The following is a 21,176-nucleotide window of genomic DNA, read 5'->3' as shown; positions in this document are numbered from 1 at the left end:
CCTTTTTTGTCCGCAAGACGGAAGCCAGGAGGGTCACGGCGGCGTTGGTGCGATGGCAGCGAGGTCGCCGATTCGGGCTCGAAAGCCACCGAGATCAGCCCGGCCGGCGAGACGACAGCACGTTGCGGATCGCAAAACTCGAATGGATGCGCGCGACGCCCGGCAACGCCGACAATATCTCCTTATGCACGCGCTCGAAATTGGCCGCGCCATCCACTTCGACCCGGAGAAAATAGTCCGAGCCGCCGGTCATCAGAAAACACTCGCGGATTTCGGGATATTTCCGCACCGCCGCCTCGAAGCGGTTGAGGTACTCCTCGGTCTGCCGATCGAGCGTGATCTGCACGATCACCGCGATCCCCTCCTCCGCCGCCCCGGTGCTGACCAGCGCCGTGTAACCCCGGATCACCCCGGTCTGCTCCAATATATTGACGCGCCGCAAACAGGCCGATGCGGACAATCCAACCGCCTCGGCCAGCTTGGCGTTGCTGGTGCGCGCATTCAGGCGGAGCAGGCGGATGATGTTGCGGTCGATGGCGTCCAGACCCGACATGCATTTTCTTTCAATTTTTCGCAGGAACGACCAATCCAGAAAAGTCTATTGCACGATCCCGCACTCTTCGCTCGAAAGTTCGCACGATGACGCAATAGACTCAATCGATCGGAACAGCGGGCGAGCGGGCGGATGAACCAGGCGTTGGCACTGCGTTTCGGGATTGAAGCGGACGAGGCGGCCGCTGGCGGCATGCTGACCATCGATCTCGCCGCTCTGGCTGGGAACTATCGGCATCTCTGCCGGATGGCGGCTCCGGAACGCGTCGCCGCCGTGGTCAAGGCCGACGCCTATGGTCTGGGCGCGGCCAAGGTCGCTCGCGTCCTGCATGCAGAGGGTTGCCGGGACTTTTTCGTGGCCAATTTGATCGAGGCGGTCCGGTTGCGGCCGCTTCTGGCTCCCGGGGCCCGGCTGTTCGTCCTGAACGGATTGCTGCCCGGCGGTGAAGCCGCCTGCGCCGCGCTCGGCGTTATTCCCGTCCTGAACTCGCTGGAGCAGGTGCGCGCCTGGTCGGCGCTCGCCGTCTCGCGGAGCGTCACCCTGGAGGCCGCGCTGCAGGTCGACACCGGCATGTCACGGCTGGGCCTCTCGGCTTCCGAACTGGAGACGCTGGCCTCCGACCTATCCGGCCTCGCCGGTATCCAACTCGTCTTGATTATGAGCCACCTCGCCTGCGCCGACGAACCGGACAACGCTGCGAGCCCCCGCCAGTTGGCCGCCATGCGCGGGGCGTGCGAGCGTTTCCCCGGTGTGCCGATCTCCCTCGCCAATTCCGGCGGTGTCTTTCTCGGGCCGGACTTTCGTGGCGATCTCGCACGTCCCGGCGTGGCGCTCTATGGCGCGGCGCCGTCCTCCGGCGCGGCCAATCCGATGCAGCCGGTCGTCCGACTCGACATCCGCGTCATCCAGACCCGAACGGTGCCGGCCGGTACGGCGGTCGGCTATGGCGGCGCGCATGTGACGACGCGCGAGACACGGATCGCCACGCTCGCCGCCGGCTATGCCGACGGCCTGCCACGCTCTCTCAGCAATTCGGGCGCCGCCTGGTTCGACGGCAAACGGCTGCCAATCCTCGGCCGCGTATCGATGGACAGCCTGATGGTGGACATCACGGCGCTCCCCGACGGCGCGCTTCCGCCCGGCGCGCTGGTCGAGCTGATCGGCCCGCACCAGACGCTGGAGGCGATCGCTGCCGACGCGGGGACCATTTCCTACGAGATCCTGACCCGTCTGGGTCAGCGCTACCATCGGCATTACGCATATCCGGCAAGCCGCGCGAGCGGACAGGGGCAGTCATGAAGATCACCATTCTCGGCGCCGGCGTCATCGGCGTGACGTCCGCCTATTATCTCGCCAAGGCGGGGCATGAGGTGACGGTCATCGACCGCCAGCCCGGCCCGGCGCTGGAAACCAGCTTCGCCAATGCCGGCGAAATCTCGCCCGGCTATTCCTCGCCCTGGGCCGCCCCCGGCATCCCGCAAAAGGCGATGAAGTGGGTGTTCATGAAATACGCCCCCTTGATCATCCAGCCGATGCTCGACGCCGATACATGGCGCTGGGTAATTGCCATGCTCGGCAATTGCACCTCCGCCCGCTACGCCATCAACAAGAGCCGAATGGTGCGGGTGGCCGAATACTCGCGCGAGTGCCTGATCGCGCTGCGCGAGGAAACCGGCATCGAATATGACGGCCGCGCCCGTGGGACGCTGCAACTCTTCCGCACGCAAAAGCAGCTCGACGGCATCGGCAAGGACATCGCCGTGTTGAAGAGCGATGGCGTGCCGTTCTCGGTGCTCGACGCGGCAGGCTGCATCGCGGCGGAGCCGGGTCTCGCGCATGTGCGGGAGAAGATCATCGGCGGGCTGCAATTGCCGCATGACGAGACGGGCGACTGCTTCAAGTTCACCAACGAACTGGCCAAGCGAGCCGAAGCGCTCGGCGTCGTCTTCCGCTATGGCGTCGATATCCTCGACGTCCGCACCGAGGGCAAGCGCATAGTCGCCGTCAGGACGAGTGCGGGCGAAATCTCTTCGGATGCGTTTGTCGCGGCGATGGGCAGTTATACGCCGAAACTGGTGAAGCCGCTCGGGCTGCGCGTGCCAGTCTATCCGGTCAAGGGTTACTCGATCACGGTGCCGATCGTCGACGAGAGCCGCGCCCCCGTCTCGACCGTCATGGACGAGACGTACAAGATCGCGATCACCCGCCTCGGCGACAGGATCCGTGTCGGTGGCATGGCAGAGATCGCCGGCTTCAATCGCGACCTGCCGCCGTCCCGCAAGGCGACACTGGTTTACTCTGTGGAGGATCTGTTCGGCGGCGCCGGCGACCAGTCGCAGGCGAGCTACTGGACCGGCCTGCGCCCGATGACGCCGGACGGCACGCCGGTGATCGGCCGGACCGAGTTCAGCAATCTCTACCTCAACACCGGCCACGGCACGCTAGGCTGGACCATGGCCTGCGGATCGGGACAGTTACTGGCCGATCTGATCGACGGCAAGAAGCCGGATATCCAGTCGAACGATCTCGGCCTTGCGAGATATGAAGGCCGCCGGGCCGCTTGAAGCGCGCATCGTGCGGCATCAAGAGATGGGACGGCGGGGCATCCCGCGCCGTCCCGAAAGCCTGTTGGCCGAGCCCGAAGCGTCGAATGCGACAGCGCTCCGACGCCAGAGGCCGCTAGTAGCTGGTCCCACCGGTCGCGCCGGAGCCCTGCGGTGTCATCGCGCCACCTTGCGGCGTCATAGCTCCATGAGACTTCATCGAGGTGTGATGACCCATCGGTTCGCACCGCCACACATGCCTCCCCTTCTCCATGACCCGCATCGGCTCCGAGCCGGACTTGCAGCTCAGGCCGTGGCCCGAAGCGGCCGATGCCATAGGAGCGGCAGCGGTGAGAGCGAAGAGAGCCATCGCCGAGGCGGCCGCGAGAGCAAATTTCCGGTTCATGATCTTCCTCCAATTCTGCCGGACCCGCGCCGCACGCTTCAGGCGTGAAGCGTCGCCGGCCTGGTGGAGGAACTGGCGCACAGTCACGGGAAGGCAACTTCCGCTCGCCGGACGGAGGCGCATGGGCCGACCGGGATTGGCGAAGCTCGATCTCCCCGGTAACCGAGCCAGTCTGGCGCAGTTCGGGAAAAGTCAGGCGTTTCAGAGCGTTACCAGGCACTGGACCGCCCATCGCCGCGGCGCAATTACTGCCAGAAGCCTCGGATGTCCGAAGGGTTAAATTTCGGACATCTTCATCAGCGACCACTTTTATGCGCTTAAGGGAGACGCGTTGCCCCAGACGGGCCGCTCAGCCAAATTACCGGCGCGCCGCCTCGCGGCCCGAGAGCAGCAGCAGGGCCAGGATCAGCGTGCCGAACAGGATGCTGCGCCAGCCGGGCGAGGCGTTGACCACCGTGATCAGCGCCGTGATCGTCACCAGCAGGATCGCGCCGGGGATCGAGCCGGCATAGGTGCCGAGCCCGCCGAGGATCGAGGTTCCGCCCAACACGACGGCGGCGATCGAGGCGAGCAGGTAGGGATCGCCGATGCCGACATAGCCCTGCCCGTTCATGCCGAGCACGATGATACCGGCGAGCCCCGACATGAAGCCGCTGATGCCGTAGACGGCCATGGTGGTGCTGGCGATCGGCACGCCGGAGAGCTTGGCCGCCAGCGGCCCGGCGCCCATGGCGAACAATCGCGCGCCGAACGGCGTCGCATGCATGACGACCAGCACCACGATCGAAACGACTACCCAGACGAGGATGCCGGCCGGAATTCCGAACGGCCGCGCATTGCCGACCCAGCTGACCAGCGGGTTGGCGGCGGTAACGGCGCTGCCGCCGGCGATGATGATCAGCAGCCCCTGCAGGAAAGTCGCCATCGCCAGCGTCATAATCATCGGATGCACGCGCAGCAGCGCCACGCCAAGGCCGTTGACGAGGCCGATCGCCGTCGTCATGGCGAGCACGGCGAGGATCGGCGTCAGGCCGGTCGGGTCGGCGTCGATCGCGAACAATGGCAGGCCCACGGCGGCCACCGTGACGATCGCCGCGACGGAGAGATCGATACCTCCGGCGATGACCACAAAAGTCTGCCCGGCCGCGACGATGCCGATGACGGCGGCAAGCTCGACCAGATAGCGCAGGTGCCCGTAGGCTCCGAAGCCGCGCGTGACAAAACTGGCGACGATCCAGACCAGAGCGACGATGGCAAAGGTCAGGAACGGCCGGCTGGTGACAATGGCCAGGAGGCGGGATCGGGACAGGAAAGCGGCGTCGCGAATGCTCATCGGGCCCTCATGCGGAATTGGGGAATCGCGACCGCGCCGATGATGATCAGGCCCTGCGCCACATATTGCGCGACCGGCGTGAAGCCGAGGAAGAACATCACCGAGATCATCAGGCTGAGCAGCAGGCTGCCGGCGAGCGCGCCGCGCATGGTGCCCTGGCCGCCGAGGAAACCGATGCCGCCGAGAACTGCCGCGGCGATCGAGTTCAGCGTGAACGAATTGCCGATGATCGGATCGCCCGAGCCGGTCTGCGCCGCCACGAACAGGCCTGCGCCGGTGCAGAGCAGGCCGCTGATCGCGTAGGCTGCGATCCGCGCGGCATCGACCGGCACGCCGGAGCGATAGGCGCCGACCGGGTTCTCACCGGCCGCGTAGAGGCTGAGGCCGAGCGGCGTTGCCAGATAGAGTTTCCAGAGCAGCACGACGACGACCAGCACGCCAAAGGCGGCGGGCGTGTTGCCCGCGAGCAGGTCCGAAAGCCAGGGCGGGATCGCACCGCCCGGTCGCGGCAGAACCAGCAGCGCCGCGCCAGCGATGATGAACGAGCCGGCCAGCGTCACGACGATCGCCGGCAGGCGCAGTTTTACGACGATGACGCCCGTCACCGCGCCGATACCGAGCCCGACGAGCGAGACCAGCGCCGCGCCGCCGGCAACGCCGAGCGGCCCGGTCATGGTGGTGGCGGCCAGCACCGCGCCGAGGCTGACTAGCGCGCCGATGGCGAGGCTGATGCCGCCCGTCAGCATCAAGATCGCCTGCGCCATGGCAACCAGCGCGAGCGGGAACCAGCTCTGGGTGAACTTGGCGAAGCCGGAACCGGTGAACAGGCCATGGAACAGGAAGCCATAGGCGACCATGAAGGCCAGCACGACGACGAACAGACCGCGCACGCCGATATTGCGCTTGGCCTGGATCGCCCAATAGAGCGAGCCGAACCTGGCCGTGGAGGAAACCGATGCGTGGCTCATGCCGCCTGCCTCTCGCGTTCGGCGCCCATCGCGGCGGCGACGATCGCCTCCTCGCTCAGATCACCGCGCTCCAGCAGGCTGACGATCCGCCCGTCGCGCACGACGGCGACGCGGTCGCAGAGATGGACGAGCTCCGGCGTATCGGAGCTCAAAAGCACGACCGCCTTGCCGGAAGCCGCGAAGGCGCGAAGCATCGCGTAGATCTCCCGCTTAGTCTCGACATCGACGCCGCGCGTCGGATCGTTCAAAAGCAGCACGGAAGGGTCGAGCGGCATCCATTTCGCCAAGGCGACCTTCTGCTGGTTGCCACCGGACAGCGCCTGGGCAGCACGACCGAGATCGCCCTTGATGGCGAATTGCAGCGCCAGCCCCATCGCCGTCTCGCGCTCCTTCGCGCGGCTGCGCAATTTCAGCGCGGGCATGCGGGCAAAGGAGGGCAGCATCAGGTTGGTGACGATCGGATGGATCAGGTGCAGCCCCTCGCGCTTGCGGTCGGCCGGCACATAGGCGAGCCCGCGCGAATTGGCCTGGGGTACATTGGAGGGAAGCCCCGACGCATCGTTGATCACCGCCGACGCGGCCCTTGCGGGGATCGCGCCATAGAGGCCAAGCAGCAGGTCTTCCTGTCCCTGCCCGACCAGGCCGCCAATGCCGACCACCTCGCCGGCGCGGACCTCGAGATCGACATCCTGCATGAGCCCGGCTGAGAATTTTCCCACCGATACCGCAATGCGCTCGGTCCGGGTGCTGTCCCAGCGCGGAAACAGGTCGCCGGGATCGCGTCCGACCATCAGCCGCACAAGCCCGGCCGCGGTGACGCCTTCGAGCGGGCGATCGGCGGTACAGGTGCCGTCCTTCAGCACCGTGACGTGCTGGCAAAGCTGCATCACCTCGTCGAGGCGGTGCGAAATATAGAGAATGGCGATGCCCTCGCCGCGCAGCTTTTCCAGCAATGCGGTCAGGATACGCGTCTCGGTGGCCGAGAGCGACGAGGTCGGCTCGTCGAGGATCAGCACGCGCGGCTTGCGATAGAGCGCCTTGGCGATCTCGACCATCTGGCGGCGGCCAAGCGACAGTTCGCCGACCGGCGTCGCGAGCGGCTCATGCAGGCCGACGAGGTCGCAGGCCGCCTTCGCCCGGGCCGCCAGCGCCGCATAGTCGACCAGCCCGAAGCGGCGTGGATAGGCGCCGAGGCCGATATTCTCCGCGATCGACAGCGAGTTGGTCAGGCTCAGTTCCTGCTGCACGACGGCGATACCGGCGCGGCGTGCTTCCGGCGGGCTGTGGCGGCTGACCGCCCTGCCGTCGATCTCGATGGTTCCGCTGTCCGGACGCAGGGCGCCGGACAGCAGATTGATCAGCGTGGACTTGCCCGCGCCATTCTCGCCGAGCAACGCATGGATGCGGCCCGGCTCGAGAGAGATCGACACCGAGCGCAGGACGGGATTGCCGAAGAAGGCCTTCGACACCCCGCGCGCGGCGAGGATGGGCGCGGACGACACCACGACGACTAGCCTTACTTCTGGGCCAGGAGCTTGGCGAAGAGATCGCGGTCATACGGCGAGAAGATGTAGCCGTCGGCCGGGAAATCCTTGGCGCGGGCCAGGTACTCGTCGATGTTGGAATTGTCGATGACCGGCAGCGGGATCTTGACGAACGCCGGAACATCCTTGCCTTCCAGCGCCTGCACGGCGGTGTAGGCGGCAAACGCACCCAGCCAGTTCGGCTGCATCGTCGCCCAGCTCTTCAGGCCCTTCTCCTTCCAGAGTTCCAGGAACTGGCGGGCGTTCTCGCCGGTAATCGGAACCTGCTCGCGGCCCTGCTTGTCGAGCGCCAGCACCGCGCCGGCCGAAAGCGCACCGCCGAAGGAAAGGATGCCGTCGATCTCGGGATTGGCGAACAGCAGGCTGGTGACGGCCTCCTGCGCCGGCGCGACATTATAGGCGGTGTTGGTCTCGGCCAGGATCTGGATGTCCGGATTGGCCTTGAGCAGGTCGTTGCCGCCGGCGCGACGATCGTCGCTGACGGAGACGCCGGCCGGGCCGTTCAGGATCAGGATCTTGCCCTTGCCGCCGAGCGCGTCGATCATGAACTTGGTCGCCTGCTCGCCCCATTGGTGCGAGTCGGTATTGACCTTGGCGGTCACGTCATTGGTGTCGACCAGGCTGTCGAAATTGATGATGGCGATGCCCTTGGCGCAGGCGTCGGCCAGGACGCGGGCCGGAGCCGTCGAGGAACCAGCAATCAGGATGATGCCGTCGACATCGGCGTCGATCATCGACTGGATCTGCTGGATCTGGACGTTGGCGTCGCCCTGCGCGTCGGTGACGACGAGCTTGTCGACCAGACCTTCCTTCTTCAGCTGCTCGACCTCGGCTTCGATCGTGCCCTGGGTCTGCTTCATCCAGGTCGGCACCGAGTAGATGTTGGCCCAGCCCAGCGTATAGGGCGCCTTGCGGTCACCCTTGATGCAGTTGGCGGCGGCGTCTGCTTGCGAGGCACCAAGAACGTTCACAAGGATACCGAGGCCGAGGACGCTTGCGGATGCAAAAAGCGAAGACTTCTTCATGTTGTTCCCCTGGAAGGTTTTGCCTCGACGCGCAGGGAAACGACAAGGCAGTACACCGCCGTCGCCAGGACGCGGCCTTTCTGCCAATCGCCGTGAACGCTCCGCCCGGGCTCCCATTATTTGTCCGATATACTAGACACGTCGCCTGTATATCGGACAAGATGAAGGCTAGTCTGAGCCACGAAATCTTGCAAGGGTCTTGCGAGGGGCCGATCCAATCCGAACAATCGGGCATCTCATGACGGAATCTGCGACTCTGGAAAGAATTCTGCCGGGGACAGCTACGGCAGCCGTCCGCGAACGAAAGCGCGGCATCGATCGTGTCATCATTCTTCTGGAGGCGTTGTTCCGGCAGCGCGCGCCGATGCGCGTCGGCGACATCGCCCGGCTGATCGGCGCGCCGCGCTCGACCACCTACGAGATCGTCAATCGCCTGCTCGAAGCGGACATGCTGGAGACCGTCGGCACCGACGGCCACGTCTATTTCGGCCGCGCCATGCACCTGTTCGGCTGGGCCTACAGCCACCACAACGCGCATTATCCGCGCATCATCGAGACGCTCGATCGCCTCGCCGCCGAATCCGGAGAAACCGTCCAGCTCTGCAGCCTGCGCGGCAACAAATATGTCGTGCTCGATTGCCGCGATTCCGCCGGCCCATTCCGCATATCCAGCCAGGTCGGCGTCGAAGTGCCGATCCCGTGGACCGCATCGGGAAGGCTGCTGCTAAGCCATATGGACGATGACGCCGTTCGCGCCTTTATCCCGCCGGAGGATTACCGGCTGCCGGACGGCCGGATGCTCCCGCAGGACGAATTCCTTGCCGCCATCGCACTCGCGCGCCAGCAGGGCTACAGCGAAAGCGCGGCGCTGGCCGACCGCTTCACCTGGTGCCTGGCGGCGCCGATCCTAGACGGGCGCGGAGCGATGACGCTGACGCTCTGCTTCGTGCTGCCGGTCGATACGCCGGAAGCTCGTCGCATCGAGTTGCTGGCGCTCTTGCGCGAGCGCGCCGCCAGCCTCGATCTCGTCGGCAACTAGCCGTCTCACGGCGGTTCCCTTCCTGCCGCCTACTCTCCAGGCCAGCGCTTCACTCTGGACGCCGGGCACGTATTCGGAGAGAGCTCGCTGGCACCCGTTGCTCTCTCGCGGCCACCGCTGTAAAACGATTTTCCGTAAATCGTTTTTTTGGTCGTAACGAGCGAACCGGAGCCGCCGCGTGACAACCAAGCCAGCCTCCATTCGAGACGTGGCCGAGCGTGCAGGCGTTTCTCCCGCCACTGTCTCCAACGTCCTTGGCGGGCGCAAGCCGGTTAACGCGGCGCTTGCCGAGCGGGTTCGCGAGGCGGCGCGCTCGCTCGGCTACGAGGCCGACCGGGCCGCGTCGCTTCTGCGCACGGGCAAGGCGCGCATCATCGCCGTGCTCGTCCCCGACCTCGACAATCCCTTCTTCACCTCGGTCGTCTCCGCCATCGAAACGAGCCTGCGCGACCAGGGCTACGAAATCATCGTCGCCAGCTCGAACGGCAGCGAGGCAACCGAGCTATCCCGCCTTTCGGCCATGCTCGCCTGGCGCCCGGCCGGCTTTGTCGTCCTCCCCTGCTCCGACGACTTTCCGGCTCGATCACGGATCGAGCAGGCGAAAATTCCCTATGTCATCGCCGACCGCATCACCCGCGCCCCGACGGCCGACACGGTATCCGTCGACAATGAGGACGCCGGCGCGATCGGCGCGCGCCACCTGATCGAGAACGGCCACCGCAACATCCTCGTCGCCGCCTCGGTGCTCGATCTCGGCAATATTCGCGAGCGCTGTGAAGGGGTCGCCGCCGTCCTGGCGCAACAGGGGCTCGCCGCCAGCCGCATCGAGACAGGCGGCGATTTCGAGACGGCATCCGCCCGGCTTTCGCGCTGGCTCGACGACAACACGCCGCCGACCGCCATCCTCGCCCTGACCAATTTCACCACGCTGGGCGTGCTCGCGGCGCTGGCCGAACGACAGATCGCCATTCCGCAATCGATCTCGCTGATCGGCTTCGACGATTATGCCTGGATGCGGGCGCGCGCCACGCCGCTGACCGCGATCAGCCAGCCCGTGCAGGAAATCGGCGAGGCGATCTGGGCGAGGCTGAAGGCGCGGATCGAGGGCGATACGTCCCCGCCCGCGCATATCCAGCTCAAATGCACGCTGAAGGTCCGCGCCTCGACGGCCAGCCTTTCACCAACGGACTCGTTTTCAACCGGGGCCGTTTGAGCCCCATCCATACGAGGGAGGAAGAACCATGAAGAACAAGCTCGGCGTTCACGCGCAGGTCTGGGTCGGCGGCTGGAGCCATGAGGAAGCGGCGCGCGCGATCGCCAGCACGGCCGCGATCGGCTACGACTACATTGAAGCGCCCGCGCTCGATCCGTCGCTGATCGACATCGACTTCACCCGCAGGGAACTGGAGAAGAGCGGGCTCGGCATCACGACCTCGCTTGGCCTCGACGACAGCTGCGATATCTCGTCGGGCGACGCCGGCAAGAAAGCCCGCGGCGAGGCGCATCTGATGCAGGTGGTGAAGACCACGCGCGATCTCGGCGGCACGCATATCACCGGCATTCTCTATTCCGGCTTCCAGAAATATTTCACCGCCGCCACACCGGAAGGCGTCGCCGGCGCTGTCGAAGTGCTTCAGCGCGTCGCGGAAGAAGCCGCCAAGAGCAACATCACCCTCGGCCTCGAAGTGGTAAACCGCTACGAAACCAACGTCATCAACACCGCCGCGCAGGGCGTCGAGCTCTGCAAGCGCGTCGGCATGGCTAACGTCAAGGTTCACCTCGACTGCTACCACATGAACATCGAGGAAGCCGACGCCGAGCGAGCGATCATCGATACCGGCGATTATCTCGGTTATTTCCACACCGGCGAGTCGCATCGCGGCTATCTCGGCACCGGCTCGATCGACTTCACCAAGATTTTTCGCGGTCTGGTGAAGGCGAACTATCAGGGTCCGATCTGCTTCGAATCCTTCTCCTCGGCCGTCGCCGGCGAGCCGCTGACCGGCATCCTCGGCATCTGGCGCAACCTCTGGACGGATTCGACCGATCTTTGTCGCCACGCGATGGAGTTCACGCAGGCGCAGATGCACGCCGCGCAGCAGGCCCAGGCCATCAACACCCGCGTCGACTGGTAGCTGGCAAAGTCATCAACGAACCGGCTCGGCGCGCCCGCGCGCCGGGCCTTGCCGGCAAACGAGATGGACAGCGAGCCCCAAAATCGCTGCTTTGCCGGACTCCGCGTCGGGATCGGCACATTCGATTTCGACCAGACCTGTCCCCGAAACCATGACGGAAAGGCAGATTTCCATGCCGTCGACGAGTGACATTCCTCAACGGCATCATGGCAAAATATACAGCATTTCAAATAGAAATTCCTAAATCGTATGTCTATCCATTTGATACGGCGTCATCGCCTAGCTAACACAACTACGGCAGACTTAGAGAGAGAATCGAGATGGCCTTGACTCTCCACCTCGAAAGATTAGCTTGAAATTGTCCTGAATTTTAAACGACCAATTGGCGCTACGCCATTTGCATAGGGACTGACAACCAAAAGGACGAACCGACCAGAACGCATGTACCGGATCCAGTGAGAACGCCTCGGGGGGCTCCATTGCAGATCTTCAGACAATCCGTTCGCGCGGCAGAAGCACGCCCTGAACCCGGCGTCGTGGCATGACGACGCCGCAGCCAATCCTGGTGACGGGCGGCGCCGGCTTCATCGGCAGCCACACCTGCAAGCAACTGGCAGCCCACGGCCACCTCCCCATAGTCTTCGACAATCTCTCGCGCGGCCACGGTCGAGCCGTTCGCTGGGGACCGCTGGTCGTGGGCGACATTCGCGATTCCGCAGCGCTCGATAGCGCAATCCTCAACCATCGCCCCCGCGCAATCATCCACTTCGCCGCCCTCGCCTATGTCGGCGAGTCGGTAACGGACCCTGCGGCGTATTATTCGAACAATGTCGCCGGAACGCTCGCGGTGCTGGACGCCGCCCGAAGGGCCGGCATTGACCAGCTCGTCTTCTCCAGCAGCTGCGCCACCTATGGCGTGCCAGACACTTTGCCGGTCACGGAAACCGCGCCCCAGATTCCCGTCAGCCCCTATGGCCGCACCAAGCTGATCTGCGAGCAGATCATCCGGGACTATTCCCGCGCCTACGGCGTTCGCTATGGGATCCTTCGCTATTTCAACGCCTGCGGGGCCGACCCCGATGGCGAGCTCGGCGAGTGGCACGCACCGGAAACCCATCTCGTTCCGCGCATCCTGATGGCGGCCAACAGCGTCCTGCCCTGTGTCGAAATCTTCGGCAACGACTATGCGACGCCGGATGGAACCTGCGTCCGGGATTATGTCCATGTCACCGACCTGGCACAGGCTCACCTTCTGGCCGTCGACCATCTTGGACGCGGCGGCGAAAGCTTTGCCGTGAACATTGGTTCGGGCCAGGGGATCTCGGTCCTGGCGCTTGTGAATGCCGTCTCGCGCAGAACCGGCAGATTGGTTCCGATCGTGGCGCGACCGCGGCGCGAGGGCGACCCACCGATCCTCTATGCCGATCCCACGCTGGCGCGACGCACCCTCGGCTTCTCGGCCAGGTTTTCAGACATCGACACCATTCTCGCAACGGCTGCGGCGACGCTCGCCTCGCCTGGTCGGCCAGCCGGCCGAAGGGAACACCCGACGACAAGGCATTTCATTCCACCCCGAAAATCCCGGGATAGGGCCGTCTTTGAACACAACGTTGCAGGTGAGTGATGGATCGGAACCTGAATGGGACGGCGCGCCAACAGAGCCTCGAAAACGGCTTTGCTTCACCTGCCCGCGAAGGACGTCGCGCCCGGCAAGCCACCCGCGACTACCGGGCCAAGCGCGGCTTCGATCTGGTCGCCGCGACGCTGTTCTTCCTTCTGCTCTTGCCGGTTGGAATCGTCGTTGCCGGATTGATCGGGATGAGCGGCGGCCCCATTTTCTTTCGCTCGCCACGCATGGGGATGAGCCGTCGCCCGTTCCAGATGTACAAGTTTTGCACAATGGTGCCCGACGCCGATCGCCGGCTGGAAGCTCATTTGGCGGCCGATCCCCAAGCCAGACTCGACTACGCCAAGCGATACAAGCTCAAGGTGGACCCGCGTGTCACGCGCCTCGGCGGCCTGCTGCGCAAGTTCAATCTTGATGAACTGCCCCAGTTGATCAACGTTTTCAGGGGCGACATGAGCCTGATCGGGCCGCGGCCGCGCCTGCTCCGCGAGATCGAAGAGGCCGGCAGATACAATACGCGCCGCTTCGAGGCGTATTATCTCTGCCGCCCCGGCATGACCGGCCTGTGGCAGGTCTCCGGACGCTCCGAGACGGACTATCATGCTCGAGGCCGCCTCGACGCGCTTTATGTGAGGCAGATGAGCCCCATGCAGGATCTGTCGATTCTCGCGAAGACGATTCCCGTCGTTTGCCTGGGCCGGGGCGAGTACTGAACCTCGCTGGATGGAACCCGAGGCCGGGCCGCACCTCCCCTTCGACAGCCTAAGGCGTCGACACCTTGAGGCCGACGAGCCCGAGGATGATCAGGGCGACACTGGCGATGCGAAACAGCGTCGCGGCTTCACCGAGGATGAAAATGCCGACGCAGAAAGCCCCGACAGCGCCGATGCCGGTCCAGATCGCATAGGCGGTCCCGAGCGGCAGCGATTTCATCGCCACGGAAAGCAGGCCGAAGCTGATGATCATAGTGATGATCGTGATGATCGTCGGTGTGAGCTTGGTGAAGCCGTCCGAGTGCTTCATCGTCGAAGCCCAGATGACTTCGAACACACCCGCGAGGAGAAGATAAACCCAGGCCATCAGGCCCTCCATAAAAGGGCCGGGCCGTCCCGGACATTGTTCCCGATAGGGGGAGGTCGTTCCTCGAGATCCAGATATACGCATCCCCGGGCCTTACGACAAGGACATCGGCATTCCTGACCGCAGCCAAAGTGAGGTCGGCCTTCGCGGACGTATTCGGCTTGGCCAACAAGCGCAGCGGAATGGGCGACTCCCCGGCATCGGTTCTGTCAGTGAAACTGGCGCACCTCGACCGGCGCGCGACAGGCGATGGCTGCCTTGCGCCCCCACGCCAGCGCTTCGTCCAGGCTCGCGACTTCCAAAACCCACAAGCCGCCTATGTGCTCCTTCGCCTCCAGATACGGCCCGTCCGTGATGTGCACATGACCATCGGGCTTCACCCGAAGCGACTTCGCGCGGCCCGCCGGTTGCAAGCCGCCAACGAAAACCCTGACACCGGCAGCCATCATCTCTTCATTGAGGGCATCGATATCGCTGGCCATAGCCTCGTCCTCGGCCACAAACGGATCGTAATCGTCAGGGTGGTGGATCGCGACCAGATACTGCGCCATGGGTTCCTCCTGTGACGGTTTCCGGACGGGCTTGTGCCCGCCTTCGCCATATTGACGGAGAGACGAACTGGAATTCGACAAATCGTCCGGAGTTTTTTTTCAAATCGCTCGGGGAGACCGGCGCAAGGAGGTCGGGCGCTTCGGCTGCGACTTCCGCACCGTTGGTGTCAGCGATGCGCCGCATGTCGGTCGTTGGATGTGGTTGGCTCACTCCCAAAAGCTGACACCATTGGTATTCGCCGGGCCGGCAGTGTGCCGGAAACAGACTATGTGACCGATCCCAGAAATGGATCACATTCAATCCTGCGTCCCTGGCTGAACACAGCTATGGCCGGGAATTGTGAAGCCAGGCTTCAAGACCCATGCCGGCATTTACATCTAATCACCGGATACCCTCTCAACTATCTTCCTCGGTAAGCCAAGAGACTGAGAAGGATAGGTAATTTGCACTTTCGGCGACGGCCCACTGCTGCCTTTTTCCCATCGGTGATCAAGTTCGCCTCAACCGAAGTGATGGTCGAGCCATGGGGGGAACCCAGGCTTCTGACAGTCCACGAGCGGAGCAGTCTCGCCGCCGGCGGCACCTATCCGCTCAACGCCGCTCCTCATGGGAACGATGCGGCGACGCCAAGCTAGTGCTCCGAACGACGATCGGCTGCCGGGCAACACCTACTTCCTGAACCGTCTCGAGACCGCATGAGGTCTCCCGATCCATGCCGAGATGAAGCTGAATCGGCCGCCAGCGCGGATGGCCAATGCCGCGCACCTCTCGCTTCCTCCGAACAAAGACTGGATTTCAACAATGCACGACGAAGTCATCAATACGAAAAGGCGGGAATTCCTTGGCGCCTCCGCGCTGATTATCTCCGGTGCAGCCTTGGGAATTACGTCCATGACCCATGCAGTCGCGGCCGACTACAAGCAGAATCCGTTTACGCTGGTCTATGAAGGCGCCATCACCAAGAACGAGCCGGGCAAGGTCAATATTCATCCGGTCAACTACAAGCTGAATGACCTGCCTATCGTTGCCAATGTCTACACGCCAGCAAACTACGATCCGAGCCAGAAATATCCGGCGATCGTCGTGGCGCACCCCAATGGTGGCGTGAAAGAACAGGTCGCCGGCCTGTATGCTCAGCATCTCGCCCAACAGGGCTACATCGCCATCGCTGCGGATGCCGCCTACCAGGGTGGCAGCGGCGGCCAGCCGCGCCAAATGGACAAGCCCGCCTATCGCATCGAGGACATCCACGGCATGGCGGATTTCATCACCCGCTATCCGGGTGCGGATGCCGATCGCCTTGGCTTGTTGGGCATCTGCGGTGGCGGTGGCTATTCGTTGGCTGCCGGAAAGACCGACAAGCGCTTCAAGTCCATTGCGACCCTGAGCATGTTCAACTCCGGCCGGGTCCGTCGCAACGGCTATATGGATTCGCAGTTGGCGACGATCCAAGACCGCCTGCTGCAGGCATCGCACGCCCGCGCCCAGGAGGCGGCTGGCGGTGCGGTTACCTATGTCGGCGACGTACAGCTGACCGACGAGCAGATCGCTGCCTTGCCGTTCGAACTCTATCGCCAGGGGCTCGTCTACTACGGCAGAACCCACGTCCATCCCAACTCGAATGGTCGATACACCACGAGCAGCTTGCTGGATTTGATGCGCTGGGATGCCACCGATCAGATCGAGCTGATCGACAAGCCGCTGCTGATGATCGCCGGAAGCAAGGCCGACAGCCTGTACATGAGCGAGGCTGCCTTCGCCAAGTCCACCGGCACGACGGACAAGGAACTCTTCAAGATCGACGGCGCTACCCACATCGAAACCTACTGGGTTCCCGAATATGTCGACGCCGCGATGGGCAGGCTGACGCCGTTCTTCGCCCGCACCCTTGTGTCTGGCCGCTCATAGCCAGTGCCCGAACCTCGTCCGGTTCGCCAATACCCAGGAGCTAAACATTGAAGACATCAACCCGAATTCTGTTCGTCACAGCGAGCCTGCTTCTCTGCGGAGGTACCACCATGGCTATGGCACAAGGCCAAACTCCGGCCGCGTCCGACGCGGCTCCTGCCGCGCAACCGTCGCGCGCGCAGCAATTGATGGGCGCCACCGCCCCGAAGCTCGCCGAACTGACGGATGACGTTCTCTATGCCGACATCTGGGAGCGCACAGACCTGTCGAAACGAGACCGCAGCCTGGTGACCGTCACCGCGTTGATCGCCCTCAATCGCCCTGACCAGCTTCGCTCCCATCTCAAGCTCGCGCGCCAGAACGGCGTCACCAAGGAAGAGCTGGTGGAGACGATCACCCACATGGCGTTCTACTCCGGCTGGCCGAGCGCCGTGTCGGCTGTCGCGATCGCCAAGGAAGTCTTCGAGGACTGATGCGACGCAAACCCGGCTCGCACAGCCAATCCCCGTACGGACAGACGCAGAGGCGATCATGAAGAAAATTCTATTGGCTGCCGCCCTTCTCGGCGGTGCGGCCCCCGCGCTTGCCAGCGGCGAGGTCGTCGTTACCAGCGCCGGCTCACAACCTTCGAGCGCCGGGGCGCCTGAAAACTTCACCGGCGCGGTACGCGTGGATGACAGGTTCCGGGGGACCGAGCCGTCACGCATCGGCGGCGCAACCGTGACCTTCACGCCCGGCGCCCGCACCACCTGGCATACGCACCCGCTCGGACAAACGTTGATCGTGACGGCCGGCGTCGGTCTGGTCCAGCATTGGGGTGGTCCGGCGCAGCAGATCCGGCCCGGCGACGCCGTCTGGATTCCGCCCGGCGTCAAGCACTGGCACGGCGCGACACCGACCAACGGCATGAGCCATATCGCGTTCTCCGAAGCGCTGGATGGCAAAACCGTCGACTGGATGGAGCACGTCTCCGACGAACAATATTCGAACTGAGCACCGACCCTATCCAGGCATGGGCTCGCGACAGTCCAGCGACGCCCATGCCAATCCATTCCACTATCCCGCGGGGCCATACGTGAAACGAATTGCCTATACATTCTGCCTGGCCATGCTGAGCGGAGCGGCGGTCCTTGCCGTTGGATGGCAGGTGCATGCCGAGCCCAATCGGGTTCAGTTTCCGAACCTCGACGAACTCGTCCACTACACCACCGTCCGGCGCGGTAACGTGACAGAGCACATCATGACGACGCCCGCCGCGATCGAGGCGGTGAAGCAAGGCAATCCCATCCCGCCGGGCACGCATTTCGTGCTCGTCGACCACCGGGATGGCGAGCTCTATCGGTACTTCGTCATGGAGCGGGGCGCGGGCTGGGGCGACGACTACGAGGAAGGCCGCCGTACGGGCGACTGGCAGTTCCAATGGTTCTGGCCCGATCGATCGATCAGTGTCGATGAGAATACCGCCCGGTGCCAGTCCTGTCACAGCAGCCAGGCGAGCAGCGACTATCTCTTCACCGGCTATCGCATCCCCCGCTTCGACGGCACCCCGGTCGAATGATGCGGAAAGCGGATCGTTGAAAAAGGCATTCATCCTGCGGCTGGTGCTGGATCTGTTTGCGGCCGGGCTGCTTCTGTTCGGGCTATCCTATTGGTGGCTCGGCAACACGGCACACGAACTGGCAGGAACGCTTCTGTTCCTGCTGGTCATCGTGCACAATTTCTGCAACCGCCGTTGGTATGGCGCGGTTGCCAACACCCCAAAACACGCGCGCGGCCTTTTCAACGTTGCGATCACCGCTGCCTTGTTGCTCGCCATGCTGGCGCTGCTCGGAACCAGCGTGCTGATCTCTCATGCGCTGTCCGGCCTTCTCTCGGCCTATGGCGGCTTCACCGTGCGCCAGATCCATACGCTGGCCGCCTATTGGGTTCTCGTCATCGTATCGATTCATCTTGGCCTGCGCTGGCCGATGATCATGGGCGTGGCGCGCAAGCTTGGCGGGATCACCAAGCCGAATTTTGGGCGGACGCTGATGCTGCGGGCCATCGCGATCGGCATGGCGATCCATGGCGTCTGGAGCTCGTTCGAGCTGGGGATCGGAACGAAGCTTTCGATGCGGATGACGCTCGACTGGTGGAATTTCGAGGAATCGGTAGCCGGCTTTTTCGTTCACTGCGTGGCGATTGCGAGCCTCTATATCTGTGCCACCTACTACGCCATGGGCTGGTCGCGAAGGGCGAGGTCAGGCACCGCGATAGCGGAGAACGTCCACCAGTAGGGCCATGGCCGGCGAGGGATGACGCCGGCTCGGATAATAAAGCTGGTAGCCGGGAAAGGAGGGACACCAGTCCTCCAGCACCCGCACCAGGCTCCCCTCGGCAATGTGCGAAAGCACCTGGTCTTCGGGGATGTAGGCCACGCCCAGCCCGTCCAGGGCGGATTGCAGGCGCATGCGCAGGCTGTTGAAGACGAGCTGACCTTCGCCCCGCACCTTGACCTCTCGACCGTCCTTTTCCAGGCCCCAGGCGAACAGGCCACCAAGCGTCGGAAAACGCGTGTTGATGATCCTGTGGTCCATCAGATCCTGCGGCGTCTTCGGTAGCGGGCGCTGCTCGAAATAGGCAGGCGATGCGACGATGGCCATCCGCATCTGCGGGCCGATCCGGACCGCGACCATGTCCTTCGCCACCTGCTCGCCCATCCGCACGCCGGCGTCGTAGCCGCCCGAAACGATATCGGTCAGGCCGGAATCGATGATGATCTCGACCTGAATATCCGGATGGTCCGGGAGAAAGCGCTTGAGCGCCGGTTGCAAGATGGAAATCGCCGGGTGTTCGCCCGCCGTGATCCGGACGGTGCCGGCCGGCTTCTCCCGCAATTCGCTCAAGGCCGCGAGCTCGGCTTCGATCTCCTCCAGGCGCGGCGCGAGGGTGCGAAGCAGCCGTTCACCGGCCTCCGTCGAGGCGACGCTGCGCGTCGTCCGGGTCAGAAGCCGGATCCCCAACCGCTCCTCGAGATTGCGGATCGTCTGGCTCAGCGCCGATGGCGATACGCCGAGCTTGGCCGCGGCGCGGGTGAAGCTGCGCTCGCGGGCCACGGCGGCGAAAACCGCGAGATCGTTGAAGTTCTCCATCGGGATTGATTAGCGCTCCTTAATGCCTCGTCCAAATTATAGCCGCTAATCGCAGACTTCCACAGGCCCTATGTTGGGGTTCATGGCGCCAGGCTCGACTTCCTGACAACCGGCGGGAAGTCGAAGGCTGGGCAAATCAGATTGATCTGGAAGGAACGGCACAGATGAGCAAAGACGGAATTTCGGCCATGGGTCGCCGCGGCTTCCTTGGGGCCGCCGCGACGCTGGCAGCCGCGCCCATCCTCGCCGGTGCCACTTCGCAAGCCCTGGCGCAGACGAACGGTGCGGATAGCCCCAACGCTCCCTCGTCCAGTGAACGCCGCAAGCTCGGAACGCTTGAAGTCTCCAGCATCGGCCTCGGCGTCCAGAACATGGCGCGGACCTACCAGACGACGGTCCCCTCCCGGCCGGAGATGATCCATCTCATCCGCGCCGCGCATGATCACGGTGTCACCTTCTTCGACACAGCCGAGGCCTATGGCCCGCATGAATGCGAGCGCATCCTGGGTGAGGCCATCGTGCCGTTCCGGGACAAGGTGGTGATCACCTCGAAGTTCGGCTGGAATATTGACCTGGAGACGGGCGAACGGCGCCCCGGGCTCAACAGCCGCCCGGAGCGCATCATGCTGGCCGTCGACGGTATGCTCAAGCGGCTGCGTACCGACCGCATCGACCTCCTGTACCAGCACCGCGTCGACCCGGAAGTTCCGATCGAGGACGTCGCGGGAGCCATTAAGGACTTGATGGATCAGGGCAAGGTCCTGCATTGGGGCCTGTCCGAGATGGGGCTCGACACATTGCGCCGCGCCCACAAGGCGCTGCCGGTGACGGCGGTCCAGAGCGAGTACTCGATGCTCTGGCGGGGACCGGAAGACAATGTGCTTGCCACCTGCGAGGAGCTCGGTATCGGCTTCGTGCCCTGGAGTCCGCTCGGGGTCGGCTTCCTGACGGGGGCGATCGATGCGCGGACGCGTTTTGCCGAGGGAGACATTCGCGGAATCGAGTCGCGCTTCTCGCCGGAGAATTTGCCGGCGAACCTCGCTCTCGTGAAACTGCTGGGCGATTGGGGCGACCGAAAACAGATGATGCGAGGGCAGATCGCACTCGCATGGCTGCTGGCCCAAAAGCCATGGATCGTACCCATCCCCGGCACGACGCAGATGGCGCATCTGCTCGACAACATCGGCGCGGCCTCGATCCGCTTCACGCCCGCCGAGATCGGCGAACTCAATGCGGCCGTGGCGGCGATCGAGATACGCGGCCAGCGCCTGCCGGACAGCGTCCTGGCGTTCTCGAACGTCGAAGCGCCCCCAAGGAATTGAAGGAGATATG

The 21,176-nt window shown here is 64.1% G+C and carries 21 protein-coding genes; 13 read left to right on the top strand and 8 right to left on the bottom strand.

Features of this window, described 5'->3' with window-relative positions:
- Positions 1-94: 94 nt before the first annotated feature.
- Positions 95-553: an Lrp/AsnC family transcriptional regulator gene (locus tag OSH12_RS17625; protein ID WP_266344903.1), complete on the bottom strand. Its 459-nt coding sequence runs from the start codon at positions 551-553 to the stop codon at positions 95-97.
- Positions 554-685: 132 nt separating this feature from the next.
- Here OSH12_RS17625 and alr point away from each other — a divergent pair, with 132 nt between their 5' ends.
- Positions 686-1,852 carry an alanine racemase gene (gene alr / locus OSH12_RS17620; RefSeq protein WP_266344902.1) on the top strand — a complete coding sequence of 389 codons (1,167 nt, stop codon included), beginning with the start codon at positions 686-688 and terminating at the stop codon, positions 1,850-1,852.
- Complete coding sequence (locus OSH12_RS17615) at positions 1,849-3,117, top strand: D-amino acid dehydrogenase (protein WP_266344901.1); 1,269 nt, start codon at positions 1,849-1,851, stop codon at positions 3,115-3,117. The genes alr and OSH12_RS17615 overlap by 4 nt, the downstream gene beginning before the upstream one ends.
- Before the next feature lie 743 nt (positions 3,118-3,860).
- Here the strand turns inward: OSH12_RS17615 and OSH12_RS17610 are convergent.
- From OSH12_RS17610 to OSH12_RS17595, 4 genes are read right to left on the bottom strand one after another with little or no spacing between them, the layout of a single operon-like run.
- Positions 3,861-4,835 carry an ABC transporter permease gene (locus OSH12_RS17610; protein WP_266344900.1) on the bottom strand — a complete coding sequence of 325 codons (975 nt, stop codon included), beginning with the start codon at positions 4,833-4,835 and terminating at the stop codon, positions 3,861-3,863.
- Positions 4,832-5,803 (bottom strand): ABC transporter permease, encoded by a 972-nt coding sequence (locus OSH12_RS17605; protein WP_266344899.1) that lies wholly within the window; start codon positions 5,801-5,803, stop codon positions 4,832-4,834. Before OSH12_RS17605 ends, OSH12_RS17610 begins: the two co-directional genes overlap by 4 nt.
- Positions 5,800-7,308, bottom strand: coding sequence for a sugar ABC transporter ATP-binding protein (locus OSH12_RS17600; protein ID WP_266344898.1), 1,509 nt, complete (start codon positions 7,306-7,308; stop codon positions 5,800-5,802). The genes OSH12_RS17605 and OSH12_RS17600 overlap by 4 nt, the downstream gene beginning before the upstream one ends.
- A gap of 11 nt (positions 7,309-7,319) precedes the next feature.
- Complete coding sequence (locus OSH12_RS17595; RefSeq protein ID WP_266344896.1) at positions 7,320-8,372, bottom strand: substrate-binding domain-containing protein; 1,053 nt, start codon at positions 8,370-8,372, stop codon at positions 7,320-7,322.
- A gap of 238 nt (positions 8,373-8,610) precedes the next feature.
- Between OSH12_RS17595 and OSH12_RS17590 the strand changes: the two genes are divergently transcribed.
- The 5 genes from OSH12_RS17590 (at position 8,611) to OSH12_RS17570 (ending at position 13,886) form a co-directional block, all read left to right on the top strand.
- Positions 8,611-9,411 carry an IclR family transcriptional regulator gene (locus tag OSH12_RS17590; RefSeq protein WP_266344895.1) on the top strand — a complete coding sequence of 267 codons (801 nt, stop codon included), beginning with the start codon at positions 8,611-8,613 and terminating at the stop codon, positions 9,409-9,411.
- Positions 9,412-9,589: 178 nt separating this feature from the next.
- Positions 9,590-10,624, top strand: a complete 1,035-nt coding sequence (locus OSH12_RS17585) for a LacI family DNA-binding transcriptional regulator (protein WP_266344894.1) — start codon at positions 9,590-9,592, stop codon at positions 10,622-10,624.
- A 28-nt stretch (positions 10,625-10,652) separates the two neighbouring features.
- Entirely contained in the window at positions 10,653-11,546 is an 894-nt protein-coding gene (locus OSH12_RS17580) for a sugar phosphate isomerase/epimerase family protein (RefSeq protein ID WP_266344893.1), read from the top strand.
- 541 nt (positions 11,547-12,087) lie between these two features.
- Complete coding sequence (galE, locus tag OSH12_RS17575) at positions 12,088-13,170, top strand: UDP-glucose 4-epimerase GalE (protein ID WP_266344892.1); 1,083 nt, start codon at positions 12,088-12,090, stop codon at positions 13,168-13,170.
- Positions 13,170-13,886, top strand: coding sequence for a sugar transferase (locus tag OSH12_RS17570; protein ID WP_266344891.1), 717 nt, complete (start codon positions 13,170-13,172; stop codon positions 13,884-13,886). Before galE ends, OSH12_RS17570 begins: the two co-directional genes overlap by 1 nt.
- Before the next feature lie 49 nt (positions 13,887-13,935).
- On the opposite strand, the gene sugE is transcribed toward OSH12_RS17570, so the two are convergent.
- The gene (gene sugE / locus OSH12_RS17565; protein ID WP_266344890.1) at positions 13,936-14,253 is read right to left on the bottom strand and encodes a quaternary ammonium compound efflux SMR transporter SugE; all 318 of its coding nucleotides are present in this window, start codon (positions 14,251-14,253) and stop codon (positions 13,936-13,938) included.
- 209 nt (positions 14,254-14,462) lie between these two features.
- Positions 14,463-14,804 (bottom strand): YciI family protein, encoded by a 342-nt coding sequence (locus tag OSH12_RS17560; protein WP_266344889.1) that lies wholly within the window; start codon positions 14,802-14,804, stop codon positions 14,463-14,465.
- Positions 14,805-15,696: 892 nt separating this feature from the next.
- Between OSH12_RS17560 and OSH12_RS17555 the strand changes: the two genes are divergently transcribed.
- From OSH12_RS17555 to OSH12_RS17535, 5 genes are all read left to right on the top strand, one after another.
- A complete protein-coding gene (locus OSH12_RS17555) occupies positions 15,697-16,713 on the top strand; it encodes an alpha/beta hydrolase (RefSeq protein ID WP_266345048.1) in 1,017 nt (338 codons plus the stop codon).
- 110 nt (positions 16,714-16,823) lie between these two features.
- Positions 16,824-17,186 carry a carboxymuconolactone decarboxylase family protein gene (locus tag OSH12_RS17550; protein ID WP_380222925.1) on the top strand — a complete coding sequence of 121 codons (363 nt, stop codon included), beginning with the start codon at positions 16,824-16,826 and terminating at the stop codon, positions 17,184-17,186.
- A 58-nt stretch (positions 17,187-17,244) separates the two neighbouring features.
- Entirely contained in the window at positions 17,245-17,706 is a 462-nt protein-coding gene (locus tag OSH12_RS17545; RefSeq protein WP_266344887.1) for a (R)-mandelonitrile lyase, read from the top strand.
- A gap of 115 nt (positions 17,707-17,821) precedes the next feature.
- Positions 17,822-18,271 carry a cytochrome P460 family protein gene (locus OSH12_RS17540; protein WP_266345047.1) on the top strand — a complete coding sequence of 150 codons (450 nt, stop codon included), beginning with the start codon at positions 17,822-17,824 and terminating at the stop codon, positions 18,269-18,271.
- Positions 18,272-18,287: 16 nt separating this feature from the next.
- On the top strand, positions 18,288-18,989 hold the full coding sequence (locus OSH12_RS17535; protein WP_266344886.1) for a DUF4405 domain-containing protein: 702 nt from the start codon (positions 18,288-18,290) through the stop codon (positions 18,987-18,989).
- Here the strand turns inward: OSH12_RS17535 and OSH12_RS17530 are convergent.
- Positions 18,954-19,844, bottom strand: a complete 891-nt coding sequence (locus OSH12_RS17530) for a LysR family transcriptional regulator (RefSeq protein ID WP_266344885.1) — start codon at positions 19,842-19,844, stop codon at positions 18,954-18,956. The genes OSH12_RS17535 and OSH12_RS17530 overlap by 36 nt on opposite strands.
- A 164-nt stretch (positions 19,845-20,008) precedes the next feature.
- Here OSH12_RS17530 and OSH12_RS17525 point away from each other — a divergent pair, with 164 nt between their 5' ends.
- Entirely contained in the window at positions 20,009-21,166 is a 1,158-nt protein-coding gene (locus OSH12_RS17525) for an aldo/keto reductase (protein WP_266344884.1), read from the top strand.
- Positions 21,167-21,176: the final 10 nt, after the last annotated feature.

The organism is Kaistia terrae (genome assembly GCF_026344005.1).
Taxonomy (GTDB): Bacteria; Pseudomonadota; Alphaproteobacteria; order Rhizobiales; family Kaistiaceae; genus Kaistia; species Kaistia terrae.
Note: the sequence above shows the minus strand (reverse complement) of the source record. Positions and strands in the feature narration are given on the sequence as shown.